Consider the following 14,091-nt stretch of genomic DNA (forward strand, 5'->3'; position numbering starts at 1 on the left):
TCACAGTGGCTTGGCTCGTCGAGCCCGACACGATGGCCTCCCCCGCGAGGGAGGAGGCCGTTGGCGCGTGTGGGGTCCAAGCCGTCCGCATCATCACCCTCGCGGGGTTCAGGCGGACTTCTTGTTGGTCTTGTCGTCGTCGACTTCGGTAAATTCCGCGTCGACGACGTCGTCCTTGGCCGCATCCTTCTTGGCGTCGGCCTCGGCCTGCTGCTTGTACATGGCCTCGCCGAGCTTCATCGAAGCCTGGGCCAACGTTTGGGTCTTGGCCTTGATCGCCTCGGCATCGTCGCCCTTCAGCGCTTCCTTGAGGTCGCTGACGGCATCCTCGATGGCGCGGCGCTCGGTCTCTGCGACCTTCGAACCGTGCTCGGCCAGCGCCTTCTCGGTCGAATGCACCAGTCCATCCGCGTCGTTCTTGGCGGTCACGGCCTCGCGGCGCTTCTTGTCCGCCTCGGCATTGGCCTCTGCGTCCTTGACCATCTTCTCGATGTCGGCTTCCGACAGACCGCCGGAGGCCTGGATGCGGATCTGCTGCTCCTTGGACGTGGCCTTGTCCTTGGCCGAGACGTTGACGATGCCGTTGGCGTCGATGTCGAAGGTCACCTCGATCTGCGGCATGCCGCGCGGGGCCGGCGGAATGCCCATCAGGTCGAACTGGCCGAGCATCTTGTTGTCGGCCGCCATTTCACGCTCGCCCTGGAAGACGCGGATGGTGACCGCGTTCTGGCTGTCCTCGGCGGTCGAGAACACCTGGCTCTTCTTGGTCGGGATCGTGGTGTTGCGGTCGATGATGCGGGTGAACACGCCGCCCAGCGTCTCGATGCCCAGCGACAGCGGGGTCACGTCGAGCAGCAGCACGTCCTTGACGTCGCCCTGAAGCACGCCGGCCTGGATGGCGGCGCCGATCGCCACGACTTCGTCCGGGTTGACGCCCTTGTGCGGCTCCTTGCCGAACAGCTGCTTCACGACTTCCTGGACCTTCGGCATGCGCGACATGCCGCCGACCAGCACCACTTCGCCGATCTCTGCGGCGGTGAGGCCGGCATCCTTCAGCGCCTTGCGGCAGGGCTCGACGGTCTTCTGGACGAGGTCATCGACCAGCGCCTCGAACTTGGCGCGGGTGAGCTTCATCGTCAGATGCTTCGGGCCGGTCTGGTCCGCGGTGATGAAGGGCAGGTTGATCTCGGTCTGCGTCGTCGACGACAGCTCGATCTTGGCCTTTTCGGCGGCTTCCTTCAGGCGCTGCAACGCGAGCTTGTCGTTGCGCAGGTTGATGCCCTGCTCCTTCTGGAATTCGTCGGCCAGATAGCCAACCAAGCGCATGTCGAAGTCTTCGCCGCCGAGGAAGGTGTCGCCGTTGGTCGACTTCACCTCGAACACGCCGTCGCCGATTTCGAGAATCGAGATATCGAACGTACCGCCACCGAGGTCGTACACGGCGATCGTGCCGGCCTTGGTCTTGTCGAGGCCGTAGGCGAGCGCGGCCGCGGTCGGCTCGTTGATGATGCGCAGCACTTCAAGGCCCGCGATCTTGCCGGCGTCCTTGGTTGCCTGGCGCTGGGCGTCGTTGAAGTAGGCGGGCACGGTGATGACGGCCTGGTCGACCTTCTGGCCGAGATGGGCTTCCGCGGTCTCCTTCATCTTCTGCAAGATGAACGCCGAGACCTGCGAGGGCGAGTAGGTCTGGCCGTCGGCCTCGACCCAGGCGTCGCCGTTGGAAGCCTTCACGATCTTGTACGGAACGAGCTTCTTGTCCTTCTCGACCATCGGGTCGTCGTAGCGGCGGCCGATCAGGCGCTTCACTGCGAAGAACGTGCGCTCGGGATTGGTGACGGCCTGGCGCTTGGCCGGCTGGCCGACGAGGCGCTCACCGTCGTCCGTCACGGCGACGATCGAAGGCGTCGTGCGCATGCCTTCGGAATTCTCGATGACTTTGGCGTTCTTGCCATCCATTACGGCGACGCACGAATTCGTGGTGCCGAGGTCGATCCCGATGACCTTTCCCATGGTCCTATATCCTTGTTTTTGCGGCAGGCTGGCTGGGCCCAGAAGGCACCCGAACCGAAACCCCCTAAGATCAAACATTCGCGATATTGCGATGGTTGGGGGTCATATAGGAGGGGGGGAGGTGCCTGCAAGGACCGAACGCAAGTTTCGGCCGTGAAAACATTGGGTTTTGGAAGAACATATCCGGGCTGAACCGCCCTTGCGGGTGAGGAAATATTAACAGGTCCCGCGATCGGCCGGCATGCGCTACCGCATTCCGCCCCGCTCTGTTGCGGCCAGACCAAAACCGCTAAAAGGCGGGCAGCCAGCCGGGCTCGTCCTCGGGCTGCCTCGCGCGACAAAGCGGCCGGCCGGCCACCATCGAACGGCCTCAATGTGAACCAATCAGAGTGCCCATGAAGCTGATCCGCCCCCTCGCCGCGCTCGCCCTCCTCGTCGCCTCTGCGCTCCCGGCTCTGGCTGCCGACGCCGTTTTCCCACCTGGCTTGCGCCTCGGCATGGTGCCATTGGTCGGCCTCAGCACGGCCAAGACCTTTCCCGGCTTCGAGAGCGAGGACGGCGGCGTCAAGGTGCTGATCACAGAGCTGCCGCCGGCGGCCTATGGCGAGGTCGTGAGCGCCTTCAACTCCAATCCGGCCGGATCCAACGGCGTCAAGCAGGACAAGATCGAGACGCCCGCGGGCCTTGCCTATTTCACCACCGAGAGCGGCAAGGCCGGCGAGACGCCGGTGCGGCGCTATTCGATGATCGTGCCGGGCGCCGGCTTCTCCGGCTATGTCGCGGTGCAGATTCCGGAGAATGCGACCAAGATCTACACCGACGAGGCGGTGCGGCAGATGTTCGCGAGCGTCGTCACCCGCAAGCAGGTCTCGGCCGAAGAGCAGATCGCGCTGATGCCGTTCAAGATCACCGATCTCGCCGACTTCAAGGACGTTCGCACGCTGGCGCCGGGCTCGAGCATCATCCTGGCCGACGGCGACGAGAGCTCCGGCTATGAATCGAAGCCGTTCATCATCCTCGGCGTGATTGGCGCCACCCCGCAAGCCGCCGACGACCGCGCCCGCTTCGCCCAGGAGGCGGCGCTCCAGATCCCCGGCGTGCGGGAGTCGCGCGTCACCATGTCCGAGCCGATCCGCATCAGCGGCCAGCAGGGTTTCGAGACCCGGATCGACGGCGTCAGCGGCAAGGACAAGACGCCGGTGACCGTGGTGCAGTGGATCCGCTTCAGCAGCGGCGGCGCCTCGCTGCGCATCATCGCCAGCGCCCCGCGCGAGCAATGGCCGGCCGCCTTCACCCGCTTCCGCGCGGTCCGCGACGGCATCCAGCCGAAGGGCTAGCCCGACACTCGTCGTCCCGGCGAATATATCCGGTCAGCAGCCCAACCACTCACCAAAGCCGGCTGCATTTTCGGGCTTCTGTTCGTATACGAACGGAACTAGGCTCCCCTTCCGTTGAGTTCATCCTGGAGGGAGGCGAATGATGCTGGATCGGCGACAAGTCTTGGCGGCGCTCGGGACGAGCGCGCTCGTGGCGCTCGCGCCAACCGCGATTCTGGCAGCGGCATCGATCAAGCCGGACGATGCATCCGCGCTGCTCGTGATCGACGTGCAGAACTGCTTCCTGCCCGGCGGCAGCCTTGCCGTGAAGGAAGGCGAGCAGGTGGTGCCCGTCATCAACAAGATCTCGAAAGCGTTTTCGAACGTGGTGATGACGCAGGACTGGCACACGCAAGGCCATGTTTCCTTTGCGTCAGTCCACGCCGGCAAGAAGCCGTTCGAAACCGTCGATCTTCCCTACGGCAAGCAGGTGCTGTGGCCCGACCATTGCGTGCAGGGCACTGACGGCGCCGCGCTGTCGAAAGACCTTGCGATCCCGCACGCCGAGCTCATCATCCGCAAGGGTTTTCACAAGGATGTCGACAGCTATTCGGCCTTCCTCGAAGCCGACGGCAAGACCTCGACCGGCCTTGCCGGCTATCTGAAGGCGCGCAAGATCAAGCGCGTCTTCGTAGTCGGGCTGGCGACGGATTTTTGCGTCGCCTGGACCGCGCTCGACGCGCGCAAGGCGGGCTTCGAGGTCTATGTGGTGGAAGACGCCTGCCGCGGCATCGACAATCAGGGTTCGCTCGCAAAAGCCTGGGCCGATATGGCCAAGGCCGGCGTGAAGCGGATTCAGTCCGCGGATATCGCGGCGAGCGCGTAGGCAACGCCGAGAGCAGCCAATCCCTCATCCTGAGGAGCGCGCTTCTTCGCGCGCGTCTCGAAGGATGAAGGCCTCGCTGCGACGGCCGGGCCTGCATGGTTCGAGACGGCGCTGACGCGCCTCCTCACCATGAGGATCGGTTAGTTGGCCGCGCCGTTCGGCTCGTTGCTGTTGGCGGGCGCGGCCTTGGCGCCGCCCTTGGCGACACCGACCAAGGCGGGACGCAGCACGCGCTCGCCGATGGTGTAGCCGGCCTGCATGACCTGCACGACGGTGCCCGCGGGCACCGACGCATCGGGCACCTCGAACATCGCCTGCTGGAAGTTCGGATCGAACTTCTGGCCCAAGGGGTCGAATTTCTTCACGCCATGTTTTTCCAGCGCGCTGAGCAGCGAGCGCTCCGTCAGCTCGACGCCCTCGATCAGCGAGGCGAGGCCTGCATCGGCCGCCGCACGGGCTTCGGCCGGAACGGCATCGAGCGCGCGCTGGAGGTTGTCGGCGATGTCGAGCACGTCGCGGGCAAAGCCCGTGACGCCGTAGAGCTTGGAGTCCGCGACCTCCTTGGCGGTGCGCTTGCGCAGATTCTCCATCTCGGCCAGCGTCCGCAGCATGCGGTCGCGCGCCTCGGCGACTTCCTTCTGCAGGAGCTCGACCGAGCCGGGCTCTGGATCGTCGGGCATGATGTAGGGTTTTGACACCACGGGCTCGCCGGCCGCAGCACTCGTGTCTTCGGGTTGCCGGTCTCGATCGGTCATCGGCTCTCTTTTCGCATTCGTCTCAGGGGGTTTCTGGCCCGCATATCGTGCTTCGGGCGCCGAAAATCAAGCGCCCGTGATCGGGGGAGACGCCGGTCAGCCCCCCAGGAGCCGGCTGACGATGCGGGCAGCGTAGTCCACGGTCGGGATCACGCGGGCATAATTCAGCCGCGTCGGCCCGATCACGCCCAAAACGCCGACGATATGGCCGGCAGCGTCCCGATAGGGCGAGATGATGGTGGACGAGCCCGACAGCGAGAACAGCTTGTTCTCACTGCCTATGAAGATCCGCACGCCTTCCGCGGTCTCGGCCCGCCCGAGCAGGTCGATCACGCCGCGCTTGGTCTCGAGATCGTCGAACAGCAGGCGAACGCGCTCGAGATCCTCCAGCGCATGCAAATCCTCGAGCAGATTGGCGTGGCCGCGGACGATGAGCTGGCGGTCCTCGTTCTCGCCGCCGGACCAGCTGGCGATGCCGGCCGAGATCACCTTGTGCGTCAGCTGATCGAGCTCGGTGCGCGCCTCTCCGAGCGCGGTTTCGAGCTCCAGCCGCGCCTCCGCCAGGGTCCGGCCCCGGATACGGGCATTGAGGAAGTTGCCGGCTTCGGTCAACGCCGAGGATGGAACCCCCGGCGGCAGCGTCAGCACGCGGTTTTCGACCTGCCCGTCCTCGCCGACCAGGATCACCAATGCCTTTTCCGGTTCCAGGCGGACGAATTCGATATGTTTCAGCCGCGCATTGGATTTCGGCGTCAGCACGACGGCGGCGGCGCGGGTCAGGCCGGAGAGCCGCGTCAATGCCTCCTCGAGCGCGGCCTCCACCGATTGCGCGTGGCCCACGGAGGTCAACTGGCTCTGGATCGCCTGCCGTTCACCGTCGTTGAGGTCGCCGACCTGCATCAGGGCATCGACGAAGAACCGCAGGCCGAGTTCCGTCGGCAGCCGGCCGGCGGAGGTGTGCGGGGCGTAGATCAGGCCGAGCTGTTCCAGATCGGCCATGACGTTGCGGACCGAGGCGGGCGACAGCGGCATGGCGATCAGGCGCGAAATGTTGCGCGAGCCCACCGGCTCCCCAGTCGCGAGGTAGCTTTCGACGATTTGACGAAAGATGTCGCGGGAACGCTCGTTGAGCTGGGCGAGGCCCGCGCGCGGCGCGATCAGATGGATCGGATCGTGATGGGCCACAGACCTTAACTCCTCTCAGATACAGGTAATTTGTCTATCCCCGGGGCTTCTGACAAGCGTGGCGTTCGCGGATTGAAAATCGGGGGTGAATAAGGCTCGATCTTCCCCCTTGCCGCCCACCCTCACCCCCCCTACAAGCACCGCCAACAGCCCTTTTCCGAGAGTTTTGGAGGATTTCCCATGCGGCCAAGCCGCCGTGCGTCCGACGAATTGCGCCCCGTGACGCTGGAGCGTGGCGTGGTCAAATATGCGGAAGGCTCGTGCCTGGTGAAGTTCGGCGACACCCATGTGCTGGTCACCGCCACGCTGGAAGACCGCCTGCCGCCATGGCTGAAGGGCCAGGGCCGCGGCTGGGTCACCGCCGAATACGGCATGCTGCCGCGCGCGACCTCGGAACGCACCCGCCGCGAGGCCTCCGCCGGAAAACAGAGCGGCCGCACCGTCGAAATTCAGCGCCTGATCGGCCGCTCGCTTCGCACCATCATCAATCTCGAAGCGCTCGGCGAGCGCCAGATCACGGTCGATTGCGACGTGCTCCAGGCCGACGGCGGCACTCGCACGGCCTCGATCACCGGTGCCTGGGTCGCGCTCGCCGATTGCGTCAGCTGGATGAAGGCGCGCAACATGGTCAAAGCCAATGTGTTGCGCGACAACGTCGCCGCGATCTCCTGCGGCATCTACAAGGGCGCGCCCGTGCTCGACCTCGACTATGCCGAGGACTCCGAAGCCGATACCGACGCCAATTTCGTCATGACGGGCGATGGCCGCATCATCGAGGTCCAGGGCACCGCGGAACGCGAGCCGTTCACCGAAGCCGAGTTCCTGGCGTTGATGGCGCTGGCGCGCAAGGGCGTGGCGCGTCTGGTGGACTTGCAGAAACTGGCGGTAGCGTAGTCAATAGGCCGATGCATCGCCGAATCACCGGAAAGCTGGTCATCGCGACCCATAATCCCGGCAAGCTCGCCGAGATGAAGGAGCTGCTCGCGCCTTACGGCATCGATGCCGTGTCGGCCGGCGAGCTCGGCCTTGCCGAGCCGGAAGAAACCGGAAACGATTTCCGCAGCAATGCCGCGATCAAGGCGGTTGCGGCAGCGCAGGCGACCAAGCTGCCGTCCTTCGCCGATGATTCCGGCATCGTGGTCGACGCGCTCGACGGGGCGCCCGGCATCTACTCGGCGCGCTGGGCCGGGCCGAACAAGGATTTTGCCGCGGCGATGGCGCAGATCGAGCGTCTGCTGCAGGAGCGCGGCGCGACCACGCCCGCCAAGCGCAAGGCGCATTTCGTTTCCGCGCTCTGCGTTGCATGGCCCGACCATCATCTCGAAGAGGTCGAGGCGCGCGTCGACGGCACGCTGGTGTGGCCGCCGCGCGGCACCGCCGGCTTCGGCTACGACCCGATGTTTTTGCCCGACGGCCACAGCCGCACCTTCGGCGAGATGGAGAGCATCGAGAAGCACGGCCTGCCGCCGCTCGGTCTCGGCCTGTCGCATCGTGCCCGCGCCTTCGTGAAACTGGCGGAGATCTGCCTTGAGCCGCGCTAGAGCGTTTTCGAGCGAAGTGGATACCGGTTCGCGCCAGGAAAACGCGTCAAAACAAGAATCCGAAGCCTTCGGCGTCTACGTGCACTGGCCGTTCTGCCTGTCGAAGTGCCCCTATTGCGACTTCAACAGCCATGTCCGCCACGCCGCGATCGACGAGGCGCGTTTTGCGTCAGCATTCGCGCGTGAGATCGAAACGACCGCGCAACGTTCGCCCGGCCGCGAAGTCACCTCGATCTTTCTCGGCGGCGGCACGCCATCCCTGATGCAGCCTGCGACCGTCGGCGCTGTGCTCGATGCCATCGGCAAGCACTGGACCGTGGCGAAAGACGTTGAAGTCACGCTGGAGGCAAACCCAACCAGCGTCGAAGCCACGCGCTTCGCCGGCTATCGCGCCGCCGGCGTCAACCGCGTCTCGCTCGGCGTGCAGGCGCTCGACGATGCCTCGCTGAAGGCGCTGGGCCGCATGCACAGCGCGCGCGAGGCCCTCGACGCGGTCGCCATCGCGCGCCGCTCGTTCGATCGTTATTCGTTCGACCTGATCTACGCCCGTCCCGACCAGACGCCGGCGATGTGGGCCGATGAATTGCGTCTCGCGATCGACGAGGCAGCCGAGCATCTGTCGCTCTATCAGTTGACGATCGAAGAAGGCACGCCGTTCTTCGGCCTGCATCAGGCCGGCAAGCTGAAGACGCCGGATGAAGCGATCGCACGCGCGCTCTACGACGTCACGCAGGAAACCTGCGACAAGCTCGGCCTGCCCGCCTACGAGATTTCAAATCACGCGCGGCGGGGCGCCGAGTGCCGGCACAATCTGGTCTACTGGCGCGGCGAGGAATATGCCGGCATCGGCCCCGGTGCCCATGGCCGGCTCGACATCGACGGCATTAGGCACGCGACCGCTACCGAGAAGCGTCCCGAAGCCTGGGTGATGCGGGTCGAGACCAACGGGCACGGCGTCGTCACTGACGATCTCCTCAACAGCGAAGAGCGCGCCGACGAATTTCTGCTGATGGGGTTGCGCCTTGCCGAGGGCATCGACCCCGAGCGCTACCGCGCGCTGTCAGGCCGCTCGCTCGATCCCAAGCGCATCACGCTGCTGCGCGAAGAAGGCGCGATCACCGTGGATGCAACCGGACGCCTGCGCGTGACCAGCAGCGGTTTTCCGGTGCTGGACGCGGTGGTCGCCGATCTCGCGGCGTAAGGTCTCTCCATCGTCGTTCTGGCGAAAGCCAGGACGACGTCGAGGAAACAGCTACGCTCCAAAGCTCTTCGGCGAACCCGCGACCGCAACGCCGCCGCCGGTCGTGACCTTCATCACCGCGAGGCCCCGCTCGTTGGTGCCGTCGGCGCGGAAGCGGAACAGGCCGTCGATGCCGGCGAATCCGGAAGGATTGGTGAGCACGTCGGACGAGAAGCGCGTGGTGCCTTGCGTGCGCGCCAGCGCGGCGACCAGGGCAACCGCGTCATAAGCGAGCGTTGCGGTGCGCACTGGCTCGGCGCCGTATTTGGTGCGATAGCGGCCGGAGAAGGCGCGGAAACCGGCCGGGTCCGGCGCGGCGTAGAGGCCGCCTTGCAAGCTTGAACTGGCATAGACGCGCGGACTGTCCCACAGGCCGGTGCCGAGCAGCTGGATATTGCGCAGGTTAGCACCCGCGGCGCTCAACGCATCGGCGACAGAGACGACGGCGTCGCCATCATCGGCGATGAACAGCGCATCGGCGCTGCCGAGCTGCTGCGCCACGGTCCGGGCCGGCGTGGCGCGATCGGCGCCGTATTTCTCGAATGCGACGATGCGCCCGCCGCGGCGCGGCACTGCCGCCTTCACCGCGGCCTCGACCACATTGCCATAGGCATTGTCCGGCACCAGAACGGCGACGGAGCGCTTTCCGATGCTGGCGGAATATTCGACGATGCGGTTGACGTCGGACTCCGGCAGGAAGCTCAGGAGATAGACACCGCGGCCGGCGATGCTGGAATCGGTCGAGAACGCTATCACCGAAATGCCGCGCGTACGCGCGATCTGCGCCACCGCAGGCACCGATTGCGCGAACAGCGGCCCCAGGATGATCTCGGCGCCCTCGTCGACCGCCTGCTGCGCGCTCGCCTGCGCGCCCTGCGGGCTGCCATTGTCGTCCTTGATCAGGAGCTGGATGTTGGGATTCTGGAACTCGGCCAACGCCATCTCGGCGGCATTGCGCATCGACTGCGCAGCGAGGCCGGCATTGCCGGATGCCGACAGCGGCAGGATCACGGCAACCTTCACCCCGCCGGTGCCGGCGGTCGTCGCCTGCTGCGGCGGGCCAGCCGGCTGGGCGGGAGGCGGAGAGGAACTGCTGAACGGATTGGAGAACTGGCTCAGGCTCTGCTGCACGCCGGCGCAGGCCGACAGCAGCGGCGCGCCGAGCAACAGGCCGAGCGCGCTTCGCCGGGTCGCCCCTGACATCAGGGGCCCCTGAACGGGAGACTCCTCCGAAGAGGAATATCTGGGATCACGTGGGCCCGTCATGACAGTTTCTCTTCTGACCGACCGTCGCCAGCCGGTCACGACATCTTTCCACGACACCGGCCATGGATTCAGGCATATTGTCGGCAAATAGTTAACTCAAACAAAAGGATAATGCCCGCTTAACGCGGCTTCCTCTCAAGTTCTGGCTAGCTGTCCGCCGTCCGTCACCCAGCATCAAGGCGGCGTTTCCGCCGCGAATATGGCGCTGACGCTTCATTCCCTCGGGAATGTGATGTCGAGTGGATCACATTCCAGTCCTTCCTCGCCCCTTGCCCAGGCACGATCTTTTTCCGGGGACCGGTTCCCAGCCCCGGGGATCATGCCTAAGTTCGTCTGATTATGCGCGCAAAGCCGTCCCCGATAAATACACCTGAGACGACGGAGCCCGCCTCGCGCGGTTTCTCCATCGACGCCCATCGGCTTGTCGCGCCGAAGGCCGCACCGGGCCTGCACCTGGTCGCGACCCCCATCGGCAATCTCGGTGACATCACCCTGCGGGCGCTGCAAACCCTCGCCGGGGTCGATGTCATCGCCTGCGAGGACACCCGCATTACGCGACGTCTGACCGAGCGCTACGACATCTCCGCGCAGCTCAAGCAGTATCACGAGCATAACGCGGAAGCGGCCCGCCCGAAGATCCTGGAGCGGCTTTCGCAGGGCGGCTCGATCGCGCTGGTGTCGGACGCCGGCACGCCGCTGATCTCGGACCCCGGCTACAAGCTGGTGCGCGAGGTCTGCGCCGCCGGCCACGCGGTCTACGCGCTGCCCGGACCGTCCTCGGTGCTGGCGGCGCTGTCGGTCGCAGCGCTGCCGACCGACCGCTTCTTCTTCGAAGGCTTCCTGCCGGCGAAATCGGCCGCGCGGCGGTCGCGCCTGGCCGAGCTTGCGCGCATCGATGCGACGCTGGTGATGTTCGATTCCGGCAACCGCGTGCAGGACACGCTCGCCGAGCTCGCCGAGATCATGGGGACCCGCGAAGCCGCGATCTGCCGCGAGCTGACGAAACTGCACGAGCAGATTTCGCGCGCGACGCTGTGTGAGCTCGCGCGCGGCGCCGACACGCTGGAGACGCGCGGAGAATTCGTGCTGGTGATCGCTCCGCCTGCGGCGGATGCCGAGATGCTGACATCGGACGCGCTCGACGACGTCCTGCGCGAGCAGCTCGCCGCGAACAGCGTCAAGGATGCGGTTGCGCATGCGGTCGCGCTCTCGGGCCGGCCGCGCCGCGAGGTCTATGCCCGCGCGCTCGAGCTTGCTAAAGATCTGCGGGGCGGCGATGGCGAAGACTAACGCCCCGGCGGAACCGAAAATCGCCTCGCCCGAGCGCGTCGCCGCGTTTCGCACCGGCATCTCCGCGGAAAGCCGCGCCGCGGCCTATCTCATGGCCAAGGGTTACCGCATCCTCGCCAAACGCTACCGGACGCCGCATGGCGAGATCGACATCGTGGCGCGCCGCCGCAATTTGATTGCCTTCGTCGAGGTCAAGGCGCGCGCGACGCTGGACGACGCCGCCTTCGCGGTGACGCCGCGCCAGCAGCAGCGCATCATCGACGCCGCGCAAGGCTGGCTCGTCGCGCATCCCGAGCATGCGGAATTTGAAATGCGATTCGATGCCATGCTGATTGCGCCGCGGTCACTTCCACGCCATGTGTTGGCGGCATTCGACGCCTCGACCTGAAAGGCAGACCATGAAACTGAACGTCGCCGTCCAGATGGACCCCATCGCCCGCATCAACATCAAGGGTGATTCCACCTTTGCGCTGCTCCTGGAGGCTCAGAAGCGCGGCCACGGCCTGTCCTATTACACGCCCGACAAGCTCTCGATGGTCGGCGAGGAGATCGTCGCTCCCGTTCAGCTGCTCACCGTGCGCGACGAGCCCGGCAATCATTTCACCCTGGGCGAACCCAGGCGCGAGGCGCTCAACGGCTTCGACGTGGTGCTGCTGCGCCAGGATCCGCCGTTCGACCTCGCCTACATCACCTCGACGCACCTTCTCGAACGCATCCATCCGAAGACGCTCGTCGTCAACGATCCCGCCTCGGTGCGCAACGCGCCGGAGAAGCTGTTCGTGATGAACTTTCCGCAGCTGATGCCGCCGACGCTGATCTCGCGCGACCTCGACGAGATTAACGCGTTTCGCGACAGGCACGGCGCCGTCGTCATGAAGCCGCTGCACGGCCACGGCGGCGCGGCGGTGTTCCGCGTGATGCCGCAGGACATGAATTTCGGCTCGCTGTTCGACATGTTCTCGGTGACATTCAAGGAAGCCTGGGTGATCCAGCAGTTCATCCCCGAGGTGAAGCACGGCGACAAGCGCATCATCCTGATCAACGGCGAGTTCGCCGGCGCCGTGAACCGCGTCCCGGCCGCCGACGACCTTCGCTCCAACATGGTGCGCGGCGGCGCAGCACAGGAGACCGAGCTCACGCCGCGCGAGCGCGAGATCTGCGCCACCGTCGGCCCGGCGTTGCGCGAGCGCGGGCTGTTGTTCGTCGGCATCGACGTCATCAACGGCAACCTCACCGAGATCAACGTGACCTCGCCGACCGGCATCCGCGCCATCGCGCGGCTCGGCGGACCGGACGTTGCCGCAAAGCTCTGGGACGTGATCGAGCAGAAGCGGGCGAAGTAGGGGAGCGCACTACCTCTCCAACGTCGTCCTGGCGAAGGCCGGGACCCATAGCCACAGGGCGTGGTTTGGCGAAGACTCGTCGTTGGTACTTCTGTCTTCTACAATCGAGAGATCACGCGGTATGAGTCCCGGCCTTCGCCGGGACGACAGCGATGGTGTGGCGCATTGCTTCCGGCTCTTAGCCATGACACCGCACCCGCACATCACTAACCACGCATTCACCATGACGCGGCGCGCATCGTTCGAACGCACGGGCCGCGACTGCGTGAAACTACGGGGCCAGTGGCCGACCGGATAACGCCACGTTCACCATCTGCCGAAAGACCACAGCGCGGCCGTCGATCACGTTCGGCCTCGCAACACCGCTTATACTTTTACTGCCTACTCATCGACGTTGGGGAACCCGCCAGGTGCGGTTCGAGTGCCCTGCGTAAGAGTAGAAGCGTATGAACACCGCACGCATTGTCGTTCTCGTCATCGCGCTGGGCGCCGGCGGCGTCGCTGCGTATCTGGCGAGCGGCTATGACAACAAGCCCGCGCCCGTTCTCCCCGTCGCCGAGAAGCTGCCGACGGTCGAGGTGCTGGTCGCCAAGAACGACATCCAGCTCGGTCAAGCCGTGAAGCCCGAGGACCTGCAATGGCAGGTCTGGCCGGCGGCGACCGCGAGCAGCGCCTTCATCCGCCGCGACAACAGGCCCGAGGCGCAGATCCAGATCGCAGGCTCGATCGCACGCGTGCCATTGATGCAGGGCGAGCCGATCCGCGAGCAGAAGCTGGTCAAGGCCGACGGCTCCGGCTTCATGGCCGCGATCCTGCCGTCGGGCATGCGCGCCGTCTCCACCGAGATTTCAGCAGAGACCGGCGCCGGCGGCTTCATCCTGCCGAATGACCGCGTCGACATCGTGCTGACCCGCCGCCTGAAGAATCCTGACGGGGCCGCCGGTAACGACCTCATCCTGTCCGAAGCGATCCTGACCAATATCCGCGTGCTCGCGATCGACCAAGCGCCAAAGGAAAAGGACGGCCAGAATGCCGTCGTCGGCAGGACCGTCACGCTCGAGCTCAAACCCGACCAGGTCGGCACGCTATCGGCGGCGCGCCAGGGCGGCACGCTGACACTCGCGCTGCGCAGCATCGTCGATGCCAACTCGGTCGACAGCGCGCCCGAGGACCTGGCGAGCAAGCGGTCGGGCGGGGTCAACGTGATCCGCTACGGCGTACAGGCGCGGCAACTGACGTCACAGAAGTGATGGGGATAT

General features: G+C 65.7%; 13 protein-coding genes. 9 read left to right on the top strand and 4 right to left on the bottom strand.

From position 1 onward, the window contains the following. Positions 1-108: 108 nt before the first annotated feature. Positions 109-2,010 carry a molecular chaperone DnaK gene (gene dnaK / locus AC0L3S_RS32065; RefSeq protein ID WP_007598490.1) on the bottom strand — a complete coding sequence of 634 codons (1,902 nt, stop codon included), beginning with the start codon at positions 2,008-2,010 and terminating at the stop codon, positions 109-111. 395 nt (positions 2,011-2,405) lie between these two features. Here dnaK and AC0L3S_RS32070 point away from each other — a divergent pair, with 395 nt between their 5' ends. Beyond that, positions 2,406-3,347, top strand: a complete 942-nt coding sequence (locus tag AC0L3S_RS32070) for a hypothetical protein (protein WP_473283654.1) — start codon at positions 2,406-2,408, stop codon at positions 3,345-3,347. Between the two features lie 142 nt (positions 3,348-3,489). After that, positions 3,490-4,212, top strand: coding sequence for a bifunctional nicotinamidase/pyrazinamidase (pncA, locus tag AC0L3S_RS32075; protein WP_088941363.1), 723 nt, complete (start codon positions 3,490-3,492; stop codon positions 4,210-4,212). Positions 4,213-4,352: 140 nt separating this feature from the next. Here pncA and grpE read toward each other — a convergent pair whose 3' ends face one another. Both grpE and hrcA read right to left on the bottom strand, forming a co-directional pair. Continuing rightward, positions 4,353-4,967, bottom strand: coding sequence for a nucleotide exchange factor GrpE (gene grpE / locus AC0L3S_RS32080; RefSeq protein WP_007598484.1), 615 nt, complete (start codon positions 4,965-4,967; stop codon positions 4,353-4,355). Between the two features lie 96 nt (positions 4,968-5,063). Then, positions 5,064-6,152 carry a heat-inducible transcriptional repressor HrcA gene (hrcA, locus tag AC0L3S_RS32085; protein WP_007604027.1) on the bottom strand — a complete coding sequence of 363 codons (1,089 nt, stop codon included), beginning with the start codon at positions 6,150-6,152 and terminating at the stop codon, positions 5,064-5,066. Between the two features lie 180 nt (positions 6,153-6,332). On the opposite strand from hrcA, the gene rph reads away from it, so the two are divergent. From rph to hemW, 3 genes are read left to right on the top strand one after another with little or no spacing between them, the layout of a single operon-like run. Continuing rightward, positions 6,333-7,046, top strand: a complete 714-nt coding sequence (rph, locus tag AC0L3S_RS32090) for a ribonuclease PH (RefSeq protein WP_473283657.1) — start codon at positions 6,333-6,335, stop codon at positions 7,044-7,046. Positions 7,047-7,057: 11 nt separating this feature from the next. After that, positions 7,058-7,693: an RdgB/HAM1 family non-canonical purine NTP pyrophosphatase gene (rdgB, locus tag AC0L3S_RS32095; protein WP_473264311.1), complete on the top strand. Its 636-nt coding sequence runs from the start codon at positions 7,058-7,060 to the stop codon at positions 7,691-7,693. Between the two features lie 16 nt (positions 7,694-7,709). Beyond that, positions 7,710-8,894 carry a radical SAM family heme chaperone HemW gene (hemW, locus tag AC0L3S_RS32100; RefSeq protein WP_473264362.1) on the top strand — a complete coding sequence of 395 codons (1,185 nt, stop codon included), beginning with the start codon at positions 7,710-7,712 and terminating at the stop codon, positions 8,892-8,894. 51 nt (positions 8,895-8,945) lie between these two features. Here hemW and AC0L3S_RS32105 read toward each other — a convergent pair whose 3' ends face one another. Continuing rightward, complete coding sequence (locus AC0L3S_RS32105; RefSeq protein ID WP_473264310.1) at positions 8,946-10,199, bottom strand: penicillin-binding protein activator; 1,254 nt, start codon at positions 10,197-10,199, stop codon at positions 8,946-8,948. Between the two features lie 339 nt (positions 10,200-10,538). Here AC0L3S_RS32105 and rsmI point away from each other — a divergent pair, with 339 nt between their 5' ends. The 4 genes from rsmI to cpaB all read left to right on the top strand — a co-directional run bounded on the left by rsmI (position 10,539) and on the right by cpaB (position 14,082). Then, on the top strand, positions 10,539-11,489 hold the full coding sequence (gene rsmI, locus AC0L3S_RS32110) for a 16S rRNA (cytidine(1402)-2'-O)-methyltransferase (RefSeq protein ID WP_473264309.1): 951 nt from the start codon (positions 10,539-10,541) through the stop codon (positions 11,487-11,489). Next, on the top strand, positions 11,476-11,877 hold the full coding sequence (locus AC0L3S_RS32115; RefSeq protein WP_473264308.1) for a YraN family protein: 402 nt from the start codon (positions 11,476-11,478) through the stop codon (positions 11,875-11,877). The genes rsmI and AC0L3S_RS32115 overlap by 14 nt, the downstream gene beginning before the upstream one ends. Positions 11,878-11,887: 10 nt before the next feature. After that, a complete protein-coding gene (gene gshB, locus AC0L3S_RS32120; protein WP_027566221.1) occupies positions 11,888-12,832 on the top strand; it encodes a glutathione synthase in 945 nt (314 codons plus the stop codon). 446 nt (positions 12,833-13,278) lie between these two features. Continuing rightward, entirely contained in the window at positions 13,279-14,082 is an 804-nt protein-coding gene (gene cpaB, locus AC0L3S_RS32125) for a Flp pilus assembly protein CpaB (RefSeq protein WP_473283659.1), read from the top strand. The last annotated feature ends 9 nt before the right edge of the window (positions 14,083-14,091 follow it).

It is taken from the genome of Bradyrhizobium sp. Ken01 (genome assembly GCF_055807355.1).

Bases quoted from the DNA above. Each gene is read 5' to 3' on its own strand.
- AC0L3S_RS32105 (WP_473264310.1), bottom strand. From the start codon at position 10,199: ATGACGGGCCCACGTGATCCCAGATATTCCTCTTCGGAGGAGTCTCCC.
- AC0L3S_RS32115 (WP_473264308.1), top strand. From the start codon at position 11,476: ATGGCGAAGACTAACGCCCCGGCGGAACCGAAAATCGCCTCGCCCGAG.
- cpaB (WP_473283659.1), top strand. From the start codon at position 13,279: ATGAACACCGCACGCATTGTCGTTCTCGTCATCGCGCTGGGCGCCGGC.
- rsmI (WP_473264309.1), top strand. From the start codon at position 10,539: ATGCGCGCAAAGCCGTCCCCGATAAATACACCTGAGACGACGGAGCCC.
- dnaK (WP_007598490.1), bottom strand. From the start codon at position 2,010: ATGGGAAAGGTCATCGGGATCGACCTCGGCACCACGAATTCGTGCGTC.
- grpE (WP_007598484.1), bottom strand. From the start codon at position 4,967: ATGACCGATCGAGACCGGCAACCCGAAGACACGAGTGCTGCGGCCGGC.
- rph (WP_473283657.1), top strand. From the start codon at position 6,333: ATGCGGCCAAGCCGCCGTGCGTCCGACGAATTGCGCCCCGTGACGCTG.
- gshB (WP_027566221.1), top strand. From the start codon at position 11,888: ATGAAACTGAACGTCGCCGTCCAGATGGACCCCATCGCCCGCATCAAC.
- pncA (WP_088941363.1), top strand. From the start codon at position 3,490: ATGCTGGATCGGCGACAAGTCTTGGCGGCGCTCGGGACGAGCGCGCTC.
- rdgB (WP_473264311.1), top strand. From the start codon at position 7,058: ATGCATCGCCGAATCACCGGAAAGCTGGTCATCGCGACCCATAATCCC.
- AC0L3S_RS32070 (WP_473283654.1), top strand. From the start codon at position 2,406: ATGAAGCTGATCCGCCCCCTCGCCGCGCTCGCCCTCCTCGTCGCCTCT.